Origin of the sequence: Massilia terrae (assembly GCF_024753145.1) — a bacterium.
Taxonomy (GTDB): domain Bacteria; phylum Pseudomonadota; class Gammaproteobacteria; order Burkholderiales; family Burkholderiaceae_D; genus Telluria; species Telluria terrae.
The window spans coordinates 62856-77152 of record NZ_JANUGU010000011.1 but is presented as its reverse complement, the minus strand read 5'-3'; the positions used below and the strand labels follow the sequence as shown (position 1 = coordinate 77152).

Genomic DNA, 14297 nt, shown 5'->3' with positions numbered 1-14297 from the left:
CCCCGCCTGCGCGGGGACGACGGTTTCAGATGTAGGGGGGTGCGTTTAAGCGACGCGGACGACCATCAGGCCGGCGCGCAGGCCGACGCGCACATCGGGGTTTGGAAACACGACCAGCTCTTCGTCGTGGAAAACGGTATAAACAGTATCACCATCTCGCGCGATCACATCGCCATGCTTGAGCGCGGCGAAGTTCGGGGTCTCGCGCCCGAACGCCATCGTGAAACCATCCGACAGCTTGATGATCTCCTGCGCCACCTTGAACACATGCGGCTGCTTGCCGCCAGCGGCCGGCTCGCCGCGCAGCAGCCTGCCCAGCGCCGCCGACACATCGGCAAACTGCGACAGGTCGTTCTGCCCCAGCGTCCCGATGCGCCCCAGCTCCACCGTGCTGCCGGCAGCGCCATGATGCTCCGCCGTGTGATAGCTGTAGGTGCCCGCCGACTTGGGATTCATGATCACCGCGCCGATCGCCGCCTCGCCCAGCCAGCCGATCAAGGCCTGCCTGCGCTCGTCCGCAATCAGCTCCGGCACTACCGCGAAGGTCGGGTAGTGCGAGGCGCGGATCGCGGTGTGCAGGTCCAGGTGCCAGCGCACCGGTCCCGCCGCATTGAAGAAGGCGGCCGTTGCCGCGATCATCTCGTCGGCCCGCACCGCTTCCGCCGTGCCCGCCAGGGCGCCGCGCTCGGAACGGAACATGCGATTGAGGTCGGCGTCGATAAAGCGCTTGCCGGCCGCGATCGCATCGATGTTCCCGACACACAGCATGAGGTCCGCCGCCAGCAGCCGCGGCTCGCGCGACAACGCCTCGACCGCGTACGCGACCATTTCGATCGGCCCGGTCTCGTCGCCGTGCACGCCCACCGACACCAGCACCGCCGGCCGCGCCGGATCGGGCGTGGCCGCCCTGACGGTCAGGATGCCCTTGGCGGGCAGCCCGACCGCGAGGCCGGCGTCACGGAAACGCTGCGCGACCGTGCCGAAGTCCGCTTCGGCCAGGGCGCGCACCGCTTCCGGCAGCGCGCTGGATGGCTGCATGCCCATGCCCTTACGCCGCGATGCGCTCGGGGCTGGTGCCTTCCGACAGCGCCCACACCAGCAGCATGGCTTGCTCGATGTCGGTCTGCTGCGGATAGCCGGTCAAGCCGCGCTCCTGCGTGACGGCCTTCACGGCAGCCAGCGCATCGCCGCCTTTCGCGCGCTCCAGCACCTGCATCAGCAGGCGTTGCTGGGTGCGGCGCAGGGCCTGCACCGCGTAGTTGCGCAGCTGCTCCTGGGCCTTGTTCACGGCCGGCAGCTTCAGGCCGCGCTCCAGGTTGTCGATGCCGGCGGCCGAACGCAGCGCCATGCCGACCTGCAGGAACTGCGGCAGCGACATGCCCGCCGGACGCTGCACCGAGACCGCTGCGAACAGGAAGGTGGCCAGCGAGTCGATCGCGTCGACCGCCTTCCATGCCTGGGCGAAGGACGGCGCCAGGCCGGCGTGGCTGTCGGCTTCCTGCTTGGACGGCATCATCTCGCGCACCTGGCTGGGGTTCGCGAACAGCTGCGCCAGTTCCTGCATGCCGTCGGCATCGGCCGGCAGCGACAGCACGCCTTCGATCACCGCGCGCAGCATGGCACGGGTGCGGCCGTCGACCGTCACCGAGACGTCGCGCGGCACGTGCAGGGCGTCGGCGTCGAGCGCGTCGAATACCGGCGCCAGCTGCAGCGCGGCCCAGGCGCGGCCGAAGGCCTTGATGACTTCCGGCTCGTCGACGCGGTGCTCGGCGGCGAGGTCGCGCAGCATCAGCGGACCGCAGCGGTTGACCGCCTCGTTGGCCAGCACGGTGGCCAGGATCGCGTTGGCCAGCGGGTGCGCCAGCGGATCGCGGGTGGCGACCAGCTGCGCCGGGAAGTACGGACGCAGCACGGTGCGGGCCCACGGCTCGGCGGTCAGCGGCAGGGTGCCGAGGATGCGCTTGAAGCGGTTCTTGACGTTGGCGACCACCACCGCCAGCTCCGGCGTGGTCAGGCCCTGGCCCAGCGCCTTGCGGCGCGCCAGCTCGGATTCGCTCGGCAGCTGCTCAAGCTCGCGCGAGACCGCGCCCTCGGCTTCCAGGCTGGCGATCAGCGCCGCGTAGGCTTCGACCACCGAGGCGTTCGATTGCGCTTGCGCCTCGCGCACCAGCAGGTGGGTCTGCAGCTTGTTGTCGCGCAGGACCAGCTCCTCGACGTCGTCGGTCATCGCGAACAGCAGGTTGTTGCGGTCGCCTTCCGGCAGTTCGCCGGCGTTGACTTCGGTGTCGAGCCAGATCTTGACGTTGACCTCGTGGTCCGAGCAGTCCACGCCGGCCGAGTTGTCGATCGCATCGGTGAAGATGCGGCCGCCCGCCAGCGCGAATTCGATACGGCCGGCCTGGGTCGCGCCCAGGTTGCCGCCTTCGGCCACGACCTTGCAGCGCAGCTCATTGCCGCTCACGCGGATATTGTCGTTGGCGCGGTCCTTGACCTGTGCGTGGGTCTCGGTCGAGGCCTTGATGTAAGTGCCGATGCCGCCGTTGTAGAACAGGTCGACCGGCGCCAGCAGGATGCGGTGCATCAGCTCTTCAGGCGTGAGCGAGGTCTCGGCGATGTCCAGCACCTCGCGCACCTGCGGCGACAGCTCGATGTGGCGCGCCGAGCGCGGGAACACGCCGCCGCCCTGCGAGATCAGCGACTTGTCGTAGTCTTCCCACGACGAACGCGGCAGCGCGAACATGCGCTGGCGTTCCTTGAACGAGACTTCGCAGTCCGGGTTCGGATCGAGGAAGATGTGGCGGTGGTCGAAGGCTGCCACCAGCTTCAGTTTGCGCGACAGCAGCACGCCGTTGCCGAACACGTCGCCCGACATGTCGCCCACGCCGACCATGGTCAGCGGAGTGGTGTTCATATCGTGGCCCATCTCGAAGAAGTGGCGCTTGACGGCTTCGAACGCGCCCTTGGCGGTGATGCCCATCTTCTTGTGGTCGTAGCCGTTCGAGCCGCCCGACGCGAAGGCGTCGCCTAGCCAGAAGCCGCGCTTGACGGCGATGCCGTTGGCGATGTCGGAGAAGGTCGCGGTGCCCTTGTCGGCGGCCACCACCAGGTACGGATCGTCCTGGTCGTAGCGCACGGTGTCGCCCGGCGGGACGATGGCGCCGCGCACGCGGTTGTCGGTCACTTCCAGCAGGCTGGAGATGAACAGGCGGTAGACTGCCTCGCCTTCGGCCGCGACCACGTCGCGCGCTGCATCCTTCGGCATCATCTTGCAGATGAAGCCGCCCTTGGAACCGGCCGGCACGATGACCGCGTTCTTCACCATCTGCGCCTTCACCAGGCCCAGCACCTCGGTGCGGTAGTCTTCCATGCGGTCCGACCAGCGCAGGCCGCCGCGGGCGACCGGGCCGCCGCGCAGGTGCACGCCTTCGAAGCGGCGCGAGAACACGTAGATCTCGCGGTACGGGCGCGGTTCCGGCACCAGCGACAGGTGGCTGGTGTCGAACTTGAAGATGATCTTGTCGCTGTTCGCGGCTTCAGCCTGGAAGTAGTTGGTGCGCACGGTGGCCAGCGCCAGGTCGACCAGCGAGGCAAAGATCTCCTCGGTGTCGGCGTGGTTGACCGAAGCCAGGCCGGCCTTCAGGCCTTCCAGCTTGCCGGTGCCCTCGATGCGCTGCGCCTCGGTGAGGGCCGGGTTAAAGCGCTGCAGGACGCCGTCGACCAGCTGGCGCGCCAGCAGCGGATGGGTGCGCAGGGTCTCGGCCATGTAGCGCACGGTGAACTTGCTGCCGGCCTGGCGCCAGTAGCTGATGTAGGCGCGCACCAGCTGCACTTCGCGGATCGACAGGCCGCCGAGCACCGTCAGGCCGTTCAGGCGGCCGTCCTCGGCTTCGCCGTTGAACAGGGCGCCGAACAGTTCCTCGGCCACGGGCACGATGCCCGGCTTGGCCAGGTTGGTCGCGCTCTCGGCATCAACGAACAGCGCGGTCACGTAGTGGCAGGCGCCGTCGGCGGTGAAGATGGCGTAGGTCTGCTCGCGGTCGATGGCAACGCCGGCATTGTGCAGCGCCGGCATGATGCGCGACAGCGAGGGCACGGTGGCGCCCGAGTACAGGCGCACGGAAGCTTCGCGGGCGTCGGTCTCGATGCGCACCGAGACGTGGTTCGGCTGGCCGTTCTTCAGCACCGCCTGCAGGTCGCGGAAGGCGACGTCCGGCGCGGTGGAGGTGACGTAGCCGACCGGCAGGGTCGGCACCAGCTTGCGCAGCGCGTTGCGGGTGGCGGCGTCGTCCAGCGTGTTGACCAGGCTGGCGAAACGGTCATGCCAGCCGTCCAGCACCGCCAGCAGCGGCTTCTGGATGTCGGTCTCGAGGTCGAGCGGGTAGCGGGCGGCGTGCGCGGTCAGGTAGACGCGCGCCAGCGGGCCGTCGGCCACCAGGTTCTGCGAGCGCACTTCGGTCGCGCCGGAGCTTTCCTTCAGGGCCTGGGCCAGCGCCGCGGCGACCGCGTTGGAGAAGCGCTCGCGCGGCAGGTAGACCAGCACGTTCAGGTGGCGGCCGTAGACGTCGCGGCGCGCGAACACTTTCGGGCGCGGCTGCTTGTACAGCGAGACCACGGCGCTGCACACCTGCGCCAGCCATTCCGGATCGGCTTCCAGCGCCTCGGTGCGCGGCAGCGATTCGAGGATCTCGACGAACTTCTCGGCGCGGAAGCCTTCCTGGCGCACGCCGGCGATCGACAGCACCTTGGCCACGCGGCCGCGCGCGAACGGCAGGCGCGCCAGCGGGGTGGCGGTGACGGCGCGCGTGAACAGGCCGACGAAGCAGTGCAGGCCCTGCACCTTGCCCTGGGCGTCGGTGCTGCGCACGCCGACGAAGTCGAGCGGCTGGTCACGGTGCAGGGTGCCGGCGGTATCGGCCTTCACCACCGACAGCGACTCGGCGAATTTCGACAGGGTCTCGACATCGCCCGGGATATTGGCGATGCAGTTGCCGTACACCGGGTGCGCGGTATCCTGCAGCACGCCGATGCGGCTCGGGATGTCGCGCTCGAGCTGGGTCGCGCCCGGCGGCACGGTGTAGTAGGCGTAGCCGAAGGGCTCGAAGCCTTCGTTCTTGGCCCATTCGAGGAAGGCGGCCACTTCCTGGCCCGCCGGGCTGGCGGCGGCCGCGGCGGCCACGGTGGTCATGCGGTCGGACATGGCGACCGCGTCGCGGTGCACGGTGGCCGCGTCGCCGGCGACCATGCGGATGCGCGCGGACAGCTTGTCCATCTCGTCGGCCGGCAGGTCTTCGGCCAGCAGGCACAGGACATAGGATTCGAGCGGCGCGCCGGCTTCGCCCACCGCCTGCACCACGCCATTGGCGTCGCGCCGCACGGCCAGCACGGCGTTCATCACGCCGGCGGCGCTGATGCGCTCGCGGCGCATCGCCATCACGAAGGAGTCGACCAGGTAGGGCATGTCGTCGTTCAGGATCAGCAGCGCGCTGGCCATGCCCCCGCGCCCGTCCGAATAGCGCATCTGCGCGATCTGGCAGCCGTGGCCCTTGCGCTGGGCGGCCTGCGTGAAGCCTTCCCACAGCACGGGGACCAGGCTTTGCGGCGCGGTGCCGGCCAGGTCTTCTTCGTCGAGCGATTCGATCCAGGCGCTGATCAGCGCGCGCACTTCCTGGGCGGCGCCGGCAGGCTGGTTTGCGTTGACCAGAGCGAGCGTCTGGGTGCGCAGGTCTTGGGGCATGTCTTTCATGTGCTTCTCCAAAGCGTAAGTAATTCGCCGGGCGGGCTGGGGCTTGTGGCCCTGCTCTCCTCGGCTGTGCGGCGAACGGGGTTGGCCCGTCCGAATCCCTGGCTTCCTTGTCCCGGAAGCGTCCTCGTTCGTTATTAGATCATGCCGTGCGCGGCAGGTCACCCCTTGCACGGACGGGTTGAATCCTTTTCAGTCCGGCGCGTACAGGCCGGGCAGGCCAAGCAGCGCTTCCAGTTCCTCCAGCGCGGCCGCGCATTCCAGCGCCAGCTGCGGGTCGGCCAGGTCCTTCGGCTCGATCCGGTCGCGGTAGTGCTTCTCGACCCAGGCCACCAGGCTTGCGTACAGCGTCTCGGTCATCACCACGCCCTGGTGCATGGCGGCCGCTTCTTCATCGGTGAGCGCGACGCGCAGGCGCAGGCAGGCCGGTCCGCCGCCGTTGCGCATGCTCTGGCGCAGGTCGAATTCGACCAGCTCGTCGACCGGACCGCCGCTCGCCACCAGCTGGCCGAGGTAGGCGGAGACGGCCGCGTTCTCGCGGCATTCGTGCGGCACCACCAGCGCCATCTTCCCGTCCGGCTTGGACAGCAGCTGGCTGTTGAACAGATAGCTGGCGACGGCATCTGCAACCGGCACCTCGCCGCTGGCCACGCGGATCGGCGCGAGCTCGGCGCCCACGTCTTCCAGCGCGGTGCGCAGGCTGGCCAGCGTGCCCGCCTCGTCGGCGAAAGCCTGCTCGTGATAGAACAGCACGTTGCCGTTACCGACCGCGATGACGTCGTTGTGGAACACGCCCTGGTCGATCACCTCCGGGTTCTGCTGCGCGAACACGGTGCGCGCCGGGGAAAGGCCGTGCAGGCGCGCGATCGCCTGCGACGCTTCCAGCGTCTGGCGCGCCGGGTAGCGCTTCGGACTCGGCGCCGCCGGGTCGAACTCGGCGCGGCCGTAGACGAAGAACTCGACGCCCGCCGCGCCGTGCGCGCTGGCCAGGCGGGTGTGGTTGGCCGCGCCCTCGTCGCCGAAAGCCGGCGTCGGCGGCAGCGCCTCGTGCACCACGAAGCGGTTGGCATCGGCGAAGATCGCGCGCAGCGAGCGGGTCGCCTGCGCATATTCTTCCGAGCGGTGCAGCTTGTTGTTCAGGTTGGCGGCGGTGAAGTGCACGCGGCCGTCGCGGGTGTCGGCGGACGGGCTGACGGTGGCCGCGTTGGCGGTCCACATCGGCGCCGCCGAATATGCGCAAGCCAGGATCACGGGCGCCTCGCGCCAGGCCTGGGCCAGCACGTCGGCATCGGTGCCGGAAAAGCCGAGGCGACGCAGCAGCCGGAAGTTGGGGCGCGCCTGCGGCGGCAGCACCGCCTGCGCGAAGCCGCGCGCCGCCAGCGCGCGCATCTTGGCCAGGCCCTGCAACGCGGCCTGGCGCGGATTCGACGCGCTCCTCACATTGCTGAACGAGGCCACGTTGCCGAACGAGAGCCCGGCGTAGTTGTGCGACGGGCCGACCAGGCCGTCGAAATTGAATTCGCGCGCGCCCAGCATCAGAACACCAGTCCCGGCGACAGCTTGGCCGGCATTTCGATGGTGGCGGCCTCGATCGATGCGACCGGATAGGCGCAGTAGTCGGCCGCGTAATAGGCGCTCGGGCGATGGTTGCCGGACTTGCCGACACCGCCGAAGGGCGCCGAGCTGGCCGCGCCGGTGGTCGGGCGGTTCCAGTTGACGATGCCGGCACGGGCGCGCACCGCGAAGCGCTTCCACAGCTCTTCCGACGGCGACAGCAGCGCGGCGGCGAGGCCGAATTCGGTAGCATTGGCCGCCTTGATCGCGGCGTCGAAATCCTTCACGTGGATCACCTGCAGCAGCGGGCCGAACCACTCCTCGTCGGGAATCGCCTGCGCATCGGTCACGTCGACGATGCCGGCGCTGACGAAGCCGGTGTCCGGGTCCAGCTGGCGCATGCGCAGCAGCACCTTGCCGCCCTTCTCTTCCATCGCTTCCTGCGCCTTGACCAGCTTGGCGGCGACGGCGCTCGAGACCACGGGGCCCATGAACGGCTGCGGCTCGGCGTTCGACGGCCCGACCTGCAGCTTGCCCGCCACCTCGACCAGGCGCTCGATGAAAGCCTGGCCCTGCGGCGTGTCCTGCACGATCAGGCGGCGCGCGCAGGTGCAGCGCTGGCCGGCCGAGATGAAGGCCGACATGACGGCATGGTGCACGGCGGCGTCGATGTCCTGCACGTCCCACACCACCAGCGGATTGTTCCCGCCCATCTCCAGCGCCAGCAGCTTGCCGGTCTGGCCCGCGAACTGGCGGTGCAGCGCGGCGCCGGTCTGGCTGCTGCCGGTGAACAGCACGCCGTCGACCAGCGGATTCTGGCCCAGCGCCACGCCGGTTTCGCGGCCGCCGTTGACGAGGTTGAGCACACCCGCGGGCAGGCCGGCCTGCTGCCACAGCTGCACGGTCTTCACGGCGGTGCGCGGCGCGTATTCACTGGGCTTGAACACCAGCGTGTTGCCGGCAATGAGGGCCGGGACGATGTGCCCGTTCGGGAGGTGGCCCGGGAAGTTGTACGGCCCGAACACGGCGAACACGCCGTGCGGACGGTGGCGCAGCACGGCGGTGCCGTCGGCAACCTTGGCCGCGCTCTCGCCGGTGCGCGCATTGTAGGAAGCGACCGAGATATCGATCTTGTTGGCCATGGTGGCCACTTCGGTGCGCGCTTCCCACAGGGGTTTGCCGACTTCCTCCGCGATGATGGCGGCCAGTTCCTCGGCGTGCTCCTTCAGCAGGTCGCGGAAGCGCTGGCAGATGGCGATGCGCTGTTCCAGCGGCGTGAGCGCCCAGTCCTCGAACTTGTCGTGCGCGGCCTGCGCGGCGCGCGCCACGTCGTCCGCGGTCGATTCATTGCTGGTCCAGGTCTGGCGGCCGGTGGACGGGTCGACCGTCGCCAGCAGCGCGCCGCTGCCGGCCTGCCATTCGCCCTTGATGTAGTTCGACAGATTAGCCATTCGTGTTCTTCCTAACGTTGAGCGCCAGCGTGCGCACCTGATCGCCCGCCTGGCAATGCAGCAGCGACAGCTCCTGGGCGGTGAGCGTGACGCGCGCCTCGCCGGGCACGCCGCGCGCCAGCACCATCCTGAAGTCGTCCAGCTTGGTGTTCGAGACCAGCATGTGGTCGGTGTCCTCGTCGCTGCGCCCTTCCTCGGCGATGGCCAGCACGCTGTCGCGCACCGCGCGCAATTCGGCCACGCGACCCTGCAACACCGGGCCGGCGTCGAAGATGTCGATATAGCCTTCGTAGTGCATGCCTTCGGCCTCCAGCAGCTTGCGCGCCGGGAGGGTCGAGCGATGCACCTGGCCGATCACGTCCTGCGCATCTTGCGGCAGGTAGGCCACGTACAGCGGCTGGCGCGGCATCAGCTCGGCGATGAAGGACTTCTTGCCGAGCGCGGTCAGGCCGTCGACGTGGTTGAAGTCCATCTTGAAGAAGTGCCGGCCGAGGCCCTCGTAGAAGGGGCTGGTGCCGTCGTCGGCCTGGAAGCCGCGCATCTCCGCGATGATCTTCTCGGTGAACATCTGCTGGAACTGCGCGATGAACAGGAAGCGGCTCTTGGACAACCATTTGCCGTTGTAGCCGCTGCGATACTCGGGCAGCAGGAACAGCGAGCACAGTTCGGTGGAGCCGGTCAGGTCGTTCGACAGGTACAGCGTCTCCATGCGGGTGAACACGCCCAGTTCGCGGCTGGAGTGCACCAGGGTGCCGATGCGGTAGTTGTAGAACGGCTCGGTGAGGCCGACCGCGCCCTTGATCGCGCACACGCCGACGATGCCGCCGGCCTCGGTGTCCTCCAGCACGAACATGTAGTCGCGCTCTTCCGGCGGGATCGCCTGCGCGAACGAGGCGACCGCGCAGTCGACGCGCGCGCCCAGCATCTCGCGGTCGGGCTTGAGGGTGGTCATGCCGCTGCCGACCTGGCGCGCCATGTCGATCAGGGCGTCCAGGTCTTGCGCTTGGATGGCACGGATAACGAGCATCGTGTTCCCTCTCAGATTCTGACGCAGATGACGTTCTCGCCCGGCTCCACGCGCAGCGCCTGCTGGGCTTCGCGCGGCAGGTGGATCGCCTCGCCGGTTTCGACCGGCGGCGCGGCCACCGTGATGGCGCGGAACTGCTGCTCGCTGCGCGCCACCGCGTAGCTGACCAGCGATTCGCGCGCGGCGGCCAGCCGTTCGGTGGTGGCGACGCGCCGCATCATCGAGCCGGCGAAGGAGCGCAGCGCGCCCTTGTGCGCCAGCAGGATCGGGCCGCCGTCGAAGATGTCGATGTATTCGTCGGCCTCGAAGCCTTCCTCGGCCAGCAGGTTGAACGCGAGCTGGCCGCTGGGATGGATCTGGCCCATCGCGGCCTGGGCATCGCCCGGCAGCAGCGGCACGTACACCGGGTAGTGCGGCATCAGCTCCAGGATCAGCGTGCGGTTGCGCGAGCCGCCGATGATGCGCTCGGCGTCGAGGAAGTCCATCTTGAAGAATTTGCGGCCCAGCGCATTCCAGAACGGCGACTGGCCCTTGCTGTCGCTACGGCCGGCCAGCGGCACGAAGAAGCGGTCGCCGAAGCGGTGCGGCGCCAGCACCGCGAACAGCAGGCGCGCGCGCGACAGCAGCGCGGCTTCGGCGCCGTCGCCGCCCACGTCCTTGGCGTAGAAGCCGGACAGCTGCGAGTAGGCGGTCAGTTCGGAGCACAGCGTCAGCGCGTGCACGCTGTGGCTGATGTTCAGGTCGCGCGAGACCTGCTGGATCACGTCGTTGCGGAAGGCGAAGTAGGTGCCGTTGGAGCCGGCCGACGCGTGGATCGCGGCGGTGCCGGCGATTTCGCCGGTAGCGAGGTCTTCGAGCACGAACATGTACGACTCTTCGCTCGGGATGTCGACATGGGCGGCGAACGAGGCGATCGAGCGTTCGACCGAGGCGGCCAGCTTGTCGCGCGTGCGCGGCAGCGTGTGCACGCCGGGCATCGGCAGCGCGGCCAGGGTCTCAAGGGCGCCGACATCCGCGCGTTCGACCGGACGGACAACAAACATGTGAACTCCCTACTAGAGTGCGGGCGACAGGCCGGCCGCATGCGGGCCGGCCCTGGTGGAAGGCCGTTACGCCGCCTTCAGGAACTCGTCCGCGGCCTGGCGCATGATGCGGTCGGCTTCCGCGATCTGCGCGTCCGACACCACCAGCGGCGGCGCCAGGCGCACCACGTCGGGGCCGGCCACCAGCAGCATCAGGCCGAGCTTTTCGGCGGTCTTGGTGTAGTCCTTGGCCTTGCCCTTGTAGCCTTCGGCCATCGGCAGGCCGATCAGCAGGCCCTTGCCGCGCACCTTGCCGAACAGCTGCGGGTAGTCGACCGCCAGCTGTTCGAGGTTGGCGAAGATCCTGGCGGAGGCTTCCTTGACGCGGTCGAAGAAGCCCGGCTTGGACATCTCGTCCAGCACGGTCAGCGCGGCGGTCGCGGCCAGCGGGTTGCCGCCGTAGGTGGTGCCGTGGGCGCCGACGTTGAACTGCTGGGCGATCTCGTTGGTGGTCAGCATGGCGCCGATCGGGAAGCCGTTGCCCAGCGCCTTGGCCGAGGTCAGGATGTCCGGGGTGATACCGATGTTCATGTACTCGAACAGGGCGCCGGTGCGGCCCACGCCGGACTGCACTTCGTCGAAGATCAACAGGGCGCCGGTCTTGTTGCACAGCTCGCGCAGCTCCTTGAGGAAGGCCAGGTCGCCCGGGATCACGCCGCCTTCGCCCTGGATCGGCTCGACGATGACCGCGCAGACGTCATCGGTGATCGCGGCGCGTGCGGACTCGATGTCGTTGTAGTTGATGTGGTTGATGTCCTGCGGCAGCGGCTCGAAGCCTTCGGTGTACTTCGACTGGCCGCCGACCGACACCGTGAACAGGGTGCGGCCGTGGAACGACGACAGGCAGGACACGATGCGCGACTTGTGCGGGCCGAACTTGGCGTGCGCGTACTTGCGCGCCAGCTTGAGCGCGGCCTCATTGGCTTCGGCGCCCGAGTTGCAGAAGAAGGCGCGGTCGGCGAAGGTGGCTTCGGTCAGGGCCAGGCCCAGGCGCAGCACCGGCTCGTTGGTGTAGGCGTTGGAGAAGTGCCAGGCGGTCTGCATCTGCTTGATGACGGCCGCGTTCAGCACCGGGTTCGAGTGGCCCAGCGAGCACACGGCGATGCCGGAGGTGAAGTCGAGGTAATGCTTGCCTTCCTGGTCCCACACGTCCAGGCCCGAAGCACGCACCGGCACGAAATTGGCGGGGGCGTAGGTCGGGACGAGGACCTCGTCGAAGGTCTGCCGAGTGACAGGCCGCGTAGTGACACCCGAATCAAGCTTTGCGTTCATGGCTTCTTCCTCATCCAATCGAATCAATAGGGGATGCGCGGACATCTCTGCCGCGCAGTCAAGCAATTATAGGAACGCAAATTGGCAAGTTCTTTTCAATCTGCGACAGGCATTTTCATTTTTAGTTAGGGCAACTACCCTCAAGACCGTCGTCCCGGCGCAGGCCGGGACCCAAAGACAATCTGAGTAGTCGAAAAGTTACGCCGCAGGCCAGTTGGCTCAGCATGGATCCCGGCCTCCGCCGGGACGACGGTTCAACGTTTATTGGCCGAGTTTGCGCTGGCGCTCCTCGCGCGGCGTCTTGCCGAACAGGGCGCCAAAGGCCGTGGAGAAGTGGGAACCGGACGAAAACCCGCACATCAGCCCCACCTGCACGATCGAGTGATTGGTATCCAGCAGCAGCTGCCGCGCCCGCTTCAGGCGCAGTTCGAGGTAGTAGCGCGACGGCAGCGTTCCCAGGTATTGCTTGAACAACCGCTCCAGCTGCCGCCGCGAAATCCCCGCCAGCTGCGCGATTTCGTCGGTCGACAGCGGCTCCTCGATATTCGCCTCCATCAGGGTCACCGCCTCGGTCAGCTTGGGCTGCAGGGCGCCGAAGCGGGCCTGCAGCGCCACCCGCTGGCGCTCGTCCGGCCCGCGCACGCGGTCCACGCACAGCACTTCCTTCACCTGCGCCTGCACCGTCGCGCCGAACAGCTGCTCGACCAGGGTCAGCGCGAAGTCGATGCTGGCCGCGCCGCCGCTGCAGGTCAGCCGGTTGTCGTCGATTTCGTAGAGATGGGGCGTGAACACTGCCGAATCCGCGCTGTCGCCCGCTTCCACGTACAGCGACCACGGCAGCGCCGCGCGGACCCCGCCCAGCGCGCCCGCATCGGCCAGCCACAGCACGCCCGCGCCCACCCCGCCCCAGAACGGCGTGGCGCGGCAGCGCGCCACCAGGGCCCGCATATTGGCCGGCTTCAGGCCGCTCTCGGATTCGTCCGCCACCAGCAACACCAGGTGCCAGGGCCGGGCGCCGTCGGCGCCGAATTTGTCGGGGCTGCGCACGTCCACGTGCAGGCGCTCCGGCCCCACGATCTTGGCGGCCATGCGCAGCGGCTGGTACAGCCCGGACCAGGTCAGCGTGTCCGGCGCGCCGGCGTCCAGCAGCAGGATGCGCAGCGGCCGTTCCTGCGCCAGGACGGACAGGTCAGCTTGCGGCATCTGGGCAAGGGACAACGATCATTTACTCGGGGGCGAGCGCGCCGGCCGGACGGCTCTCGGAATTCCATTGACTGACTATCATACCGGAGATCAACAGTACCGCGCCGAGCCAGCCCCGGCCGGTCAGGGCTTCGCCCAGCCAGAAAAAGCCGAACACCGCCGCCGCGCCCGGCTCGAAGGAATACATCACGGCCGCCTCGTTGGCGGTGGTGCGCGACTGGCCCCAGGTCTGCAGCGAGATGATGGCCGCGGTCGCGACCACGCCCAGGTAAGCGAAATTGATCCAGTAGCGTGCGGTGTGCTGGCCGAGGTAGGTCCAGTAGTTGGCGATGTCCTCGGGGCCGCGCGGCGCCTCGCGCAGCAGCAGCCACAGCGCGGAGCACAGGGCCACGGTGCCGATCTGCGCGGCGGTCACCGACAGCAGGCTGGTGGCGGCCTGGGTGCGCACCTCCATCACCTTCACGTAGACGCCGAAGGACAGCGCCGAAAACAGCGCCAGCGTGTCGCCGCGGCCCCACGACCCGCTATCCCAGCACAGGGCGGTCAGCCCGGCGATCGCGAGCACCAGCGCCAGCACGATGCGCTTTTCCGGCAGGCGCCCGCCCAGCACGCCAAGCAGCGGCACCACCAGTACGTTCAGGCCGCAGATGAAGGCATTGCGGTTGGAACTGGTCAGCGCCAGCCCCTCGACCTGGGCCACGAAGCAGAAAAACAACAGCAGGCCAAGCAGCATCCCCGAGCGCAGGTCGCCGCGCCCGGCGCGCAACAGGAAGGGTGACAGCAGCACGGCGGCCATCGCGAAGCGCACGAAGATGATCCAGACCGGCGTAAAGTTGGCGGTCAGCGCCTTCATGGCGGGAAAGGTCGTGCCCCACACCAGGGTGACGACCAGCAGGGCGAAAATGCCGGACAAGCGGCGGTTCTGTAGCGGCATTGGAAAAATGCTGTTGGCAAAGAATCTATGGTAA

9 protein-coding genes are annotated in these 14297 nt (G+C 68.4%); all 9 read right to left on the bottom strand.

Annotated elements, in window-relative coordinates; genetic code table 11:
• Positions 1-45: 45 nt before the first annotated feature.
• The gene (locus NX778_RS22995; RefSeq protein ID WP_258814136.1) at positions 46-1038 is read right to left on the bottom strand and encodes a succinylglutamate desuccinylase; all 993 of its coding nucleotides are present in this window, start codon (positions 1036-1038) and stop codon (positions 46-48) included.
• Positions 1039-1048: 10 nt separating this feature from the next.
• On the bottom strand, positions 1049-5743 hold the full coding sequence (locus NX778_RS22990; protein ID WP_258814135.1) for an NAD-glutamate dehydrogenase domain-containing protein: 4695 nt from the start codon (positions 5741-5743) through the stop codon (positions 1049-1051).
• A gap of 189 nt (positions 5744-5932) precedes the next feature.
• Entirely contained in the window at positions 5933-7273 is a 1341-nt protein-coding gene (gene astB, locus NX778_RS22985) for an N-succinylarginine dihydrolase (RefSeq protein WP_258814194.1), read from the bottom strand.
• A 2-nt stretch (positions 7274-7275) separates the two neighbouring features.
• Positions 7276-8745: a succinylglutamate-semialdehyde dehydrogenase gene (gene astD / locus NX778_RS22980; protein ID WP_258814134.1), complete on the bottom strand. Its 1470-nt coding sequence runs from the start codon at positions 8743-8745 to the stop codon at positions 7276-7278.
• Positions 8738-9772 (bottom strand): arginine N-succinyltransferase, encoded by a 1035-nt coding sequence (gene astA, locus NX778_RS22975; RefSeq protein ID WP_258814133.1) that lies wholly within the window; start codon positions 9770-9772, stop codon positions 8738-8740. Before astA ends, astD begins: the two co-directional genes overlap by 8 nt.
• Before the next feature lie 11 nt (positions 9773-9783).
• Positions 9784-10815: an arginine N-succinyltransferase gene (locus NX778_RS22970; protein ID WP_258814132.1), complete on the bottom strand. Its 1032-nt coding sequence runs from the start codon at positions 10813-10815 to the stop codon at positions 9784-9786.
• Between the two features lie 66 nt (positions 10816-10881).
• A complete protein-coding gene (locus NX778_RS22965) occupies positions 10882-12126 on the bottom strand; it encodes an acetylornithine/succinyldiaminopimelate transaminase (protein WP_258814131.1) in 1245 nt (414 codons plus the stop codon).
• A 261-nt stretch (positions 12127-12387) separates the two neighbouring features.
• Entirely contained in the window at positions 12388-13329 is a 942-nt protein-coding gene (locus NX778_RS22960; protein ID WP_258814193.1) for a GlxA family transcriptional regulator, read from the bottom strand.
• Positions 13330-13351: 22 nt separating this feature from the next.
• On the bottom strand, positions 13352-14263 hold the full coding sequence (locus tag NX778_RS22955; RefSeq protein ID WP_258814130.1) for a DMT family transporter: 912 nt from the start codon (positions 14261-14263) through the stop codon (positions 13352-13354).
• Positions 14264-14297: the final 34 nt, after the last annotated feature.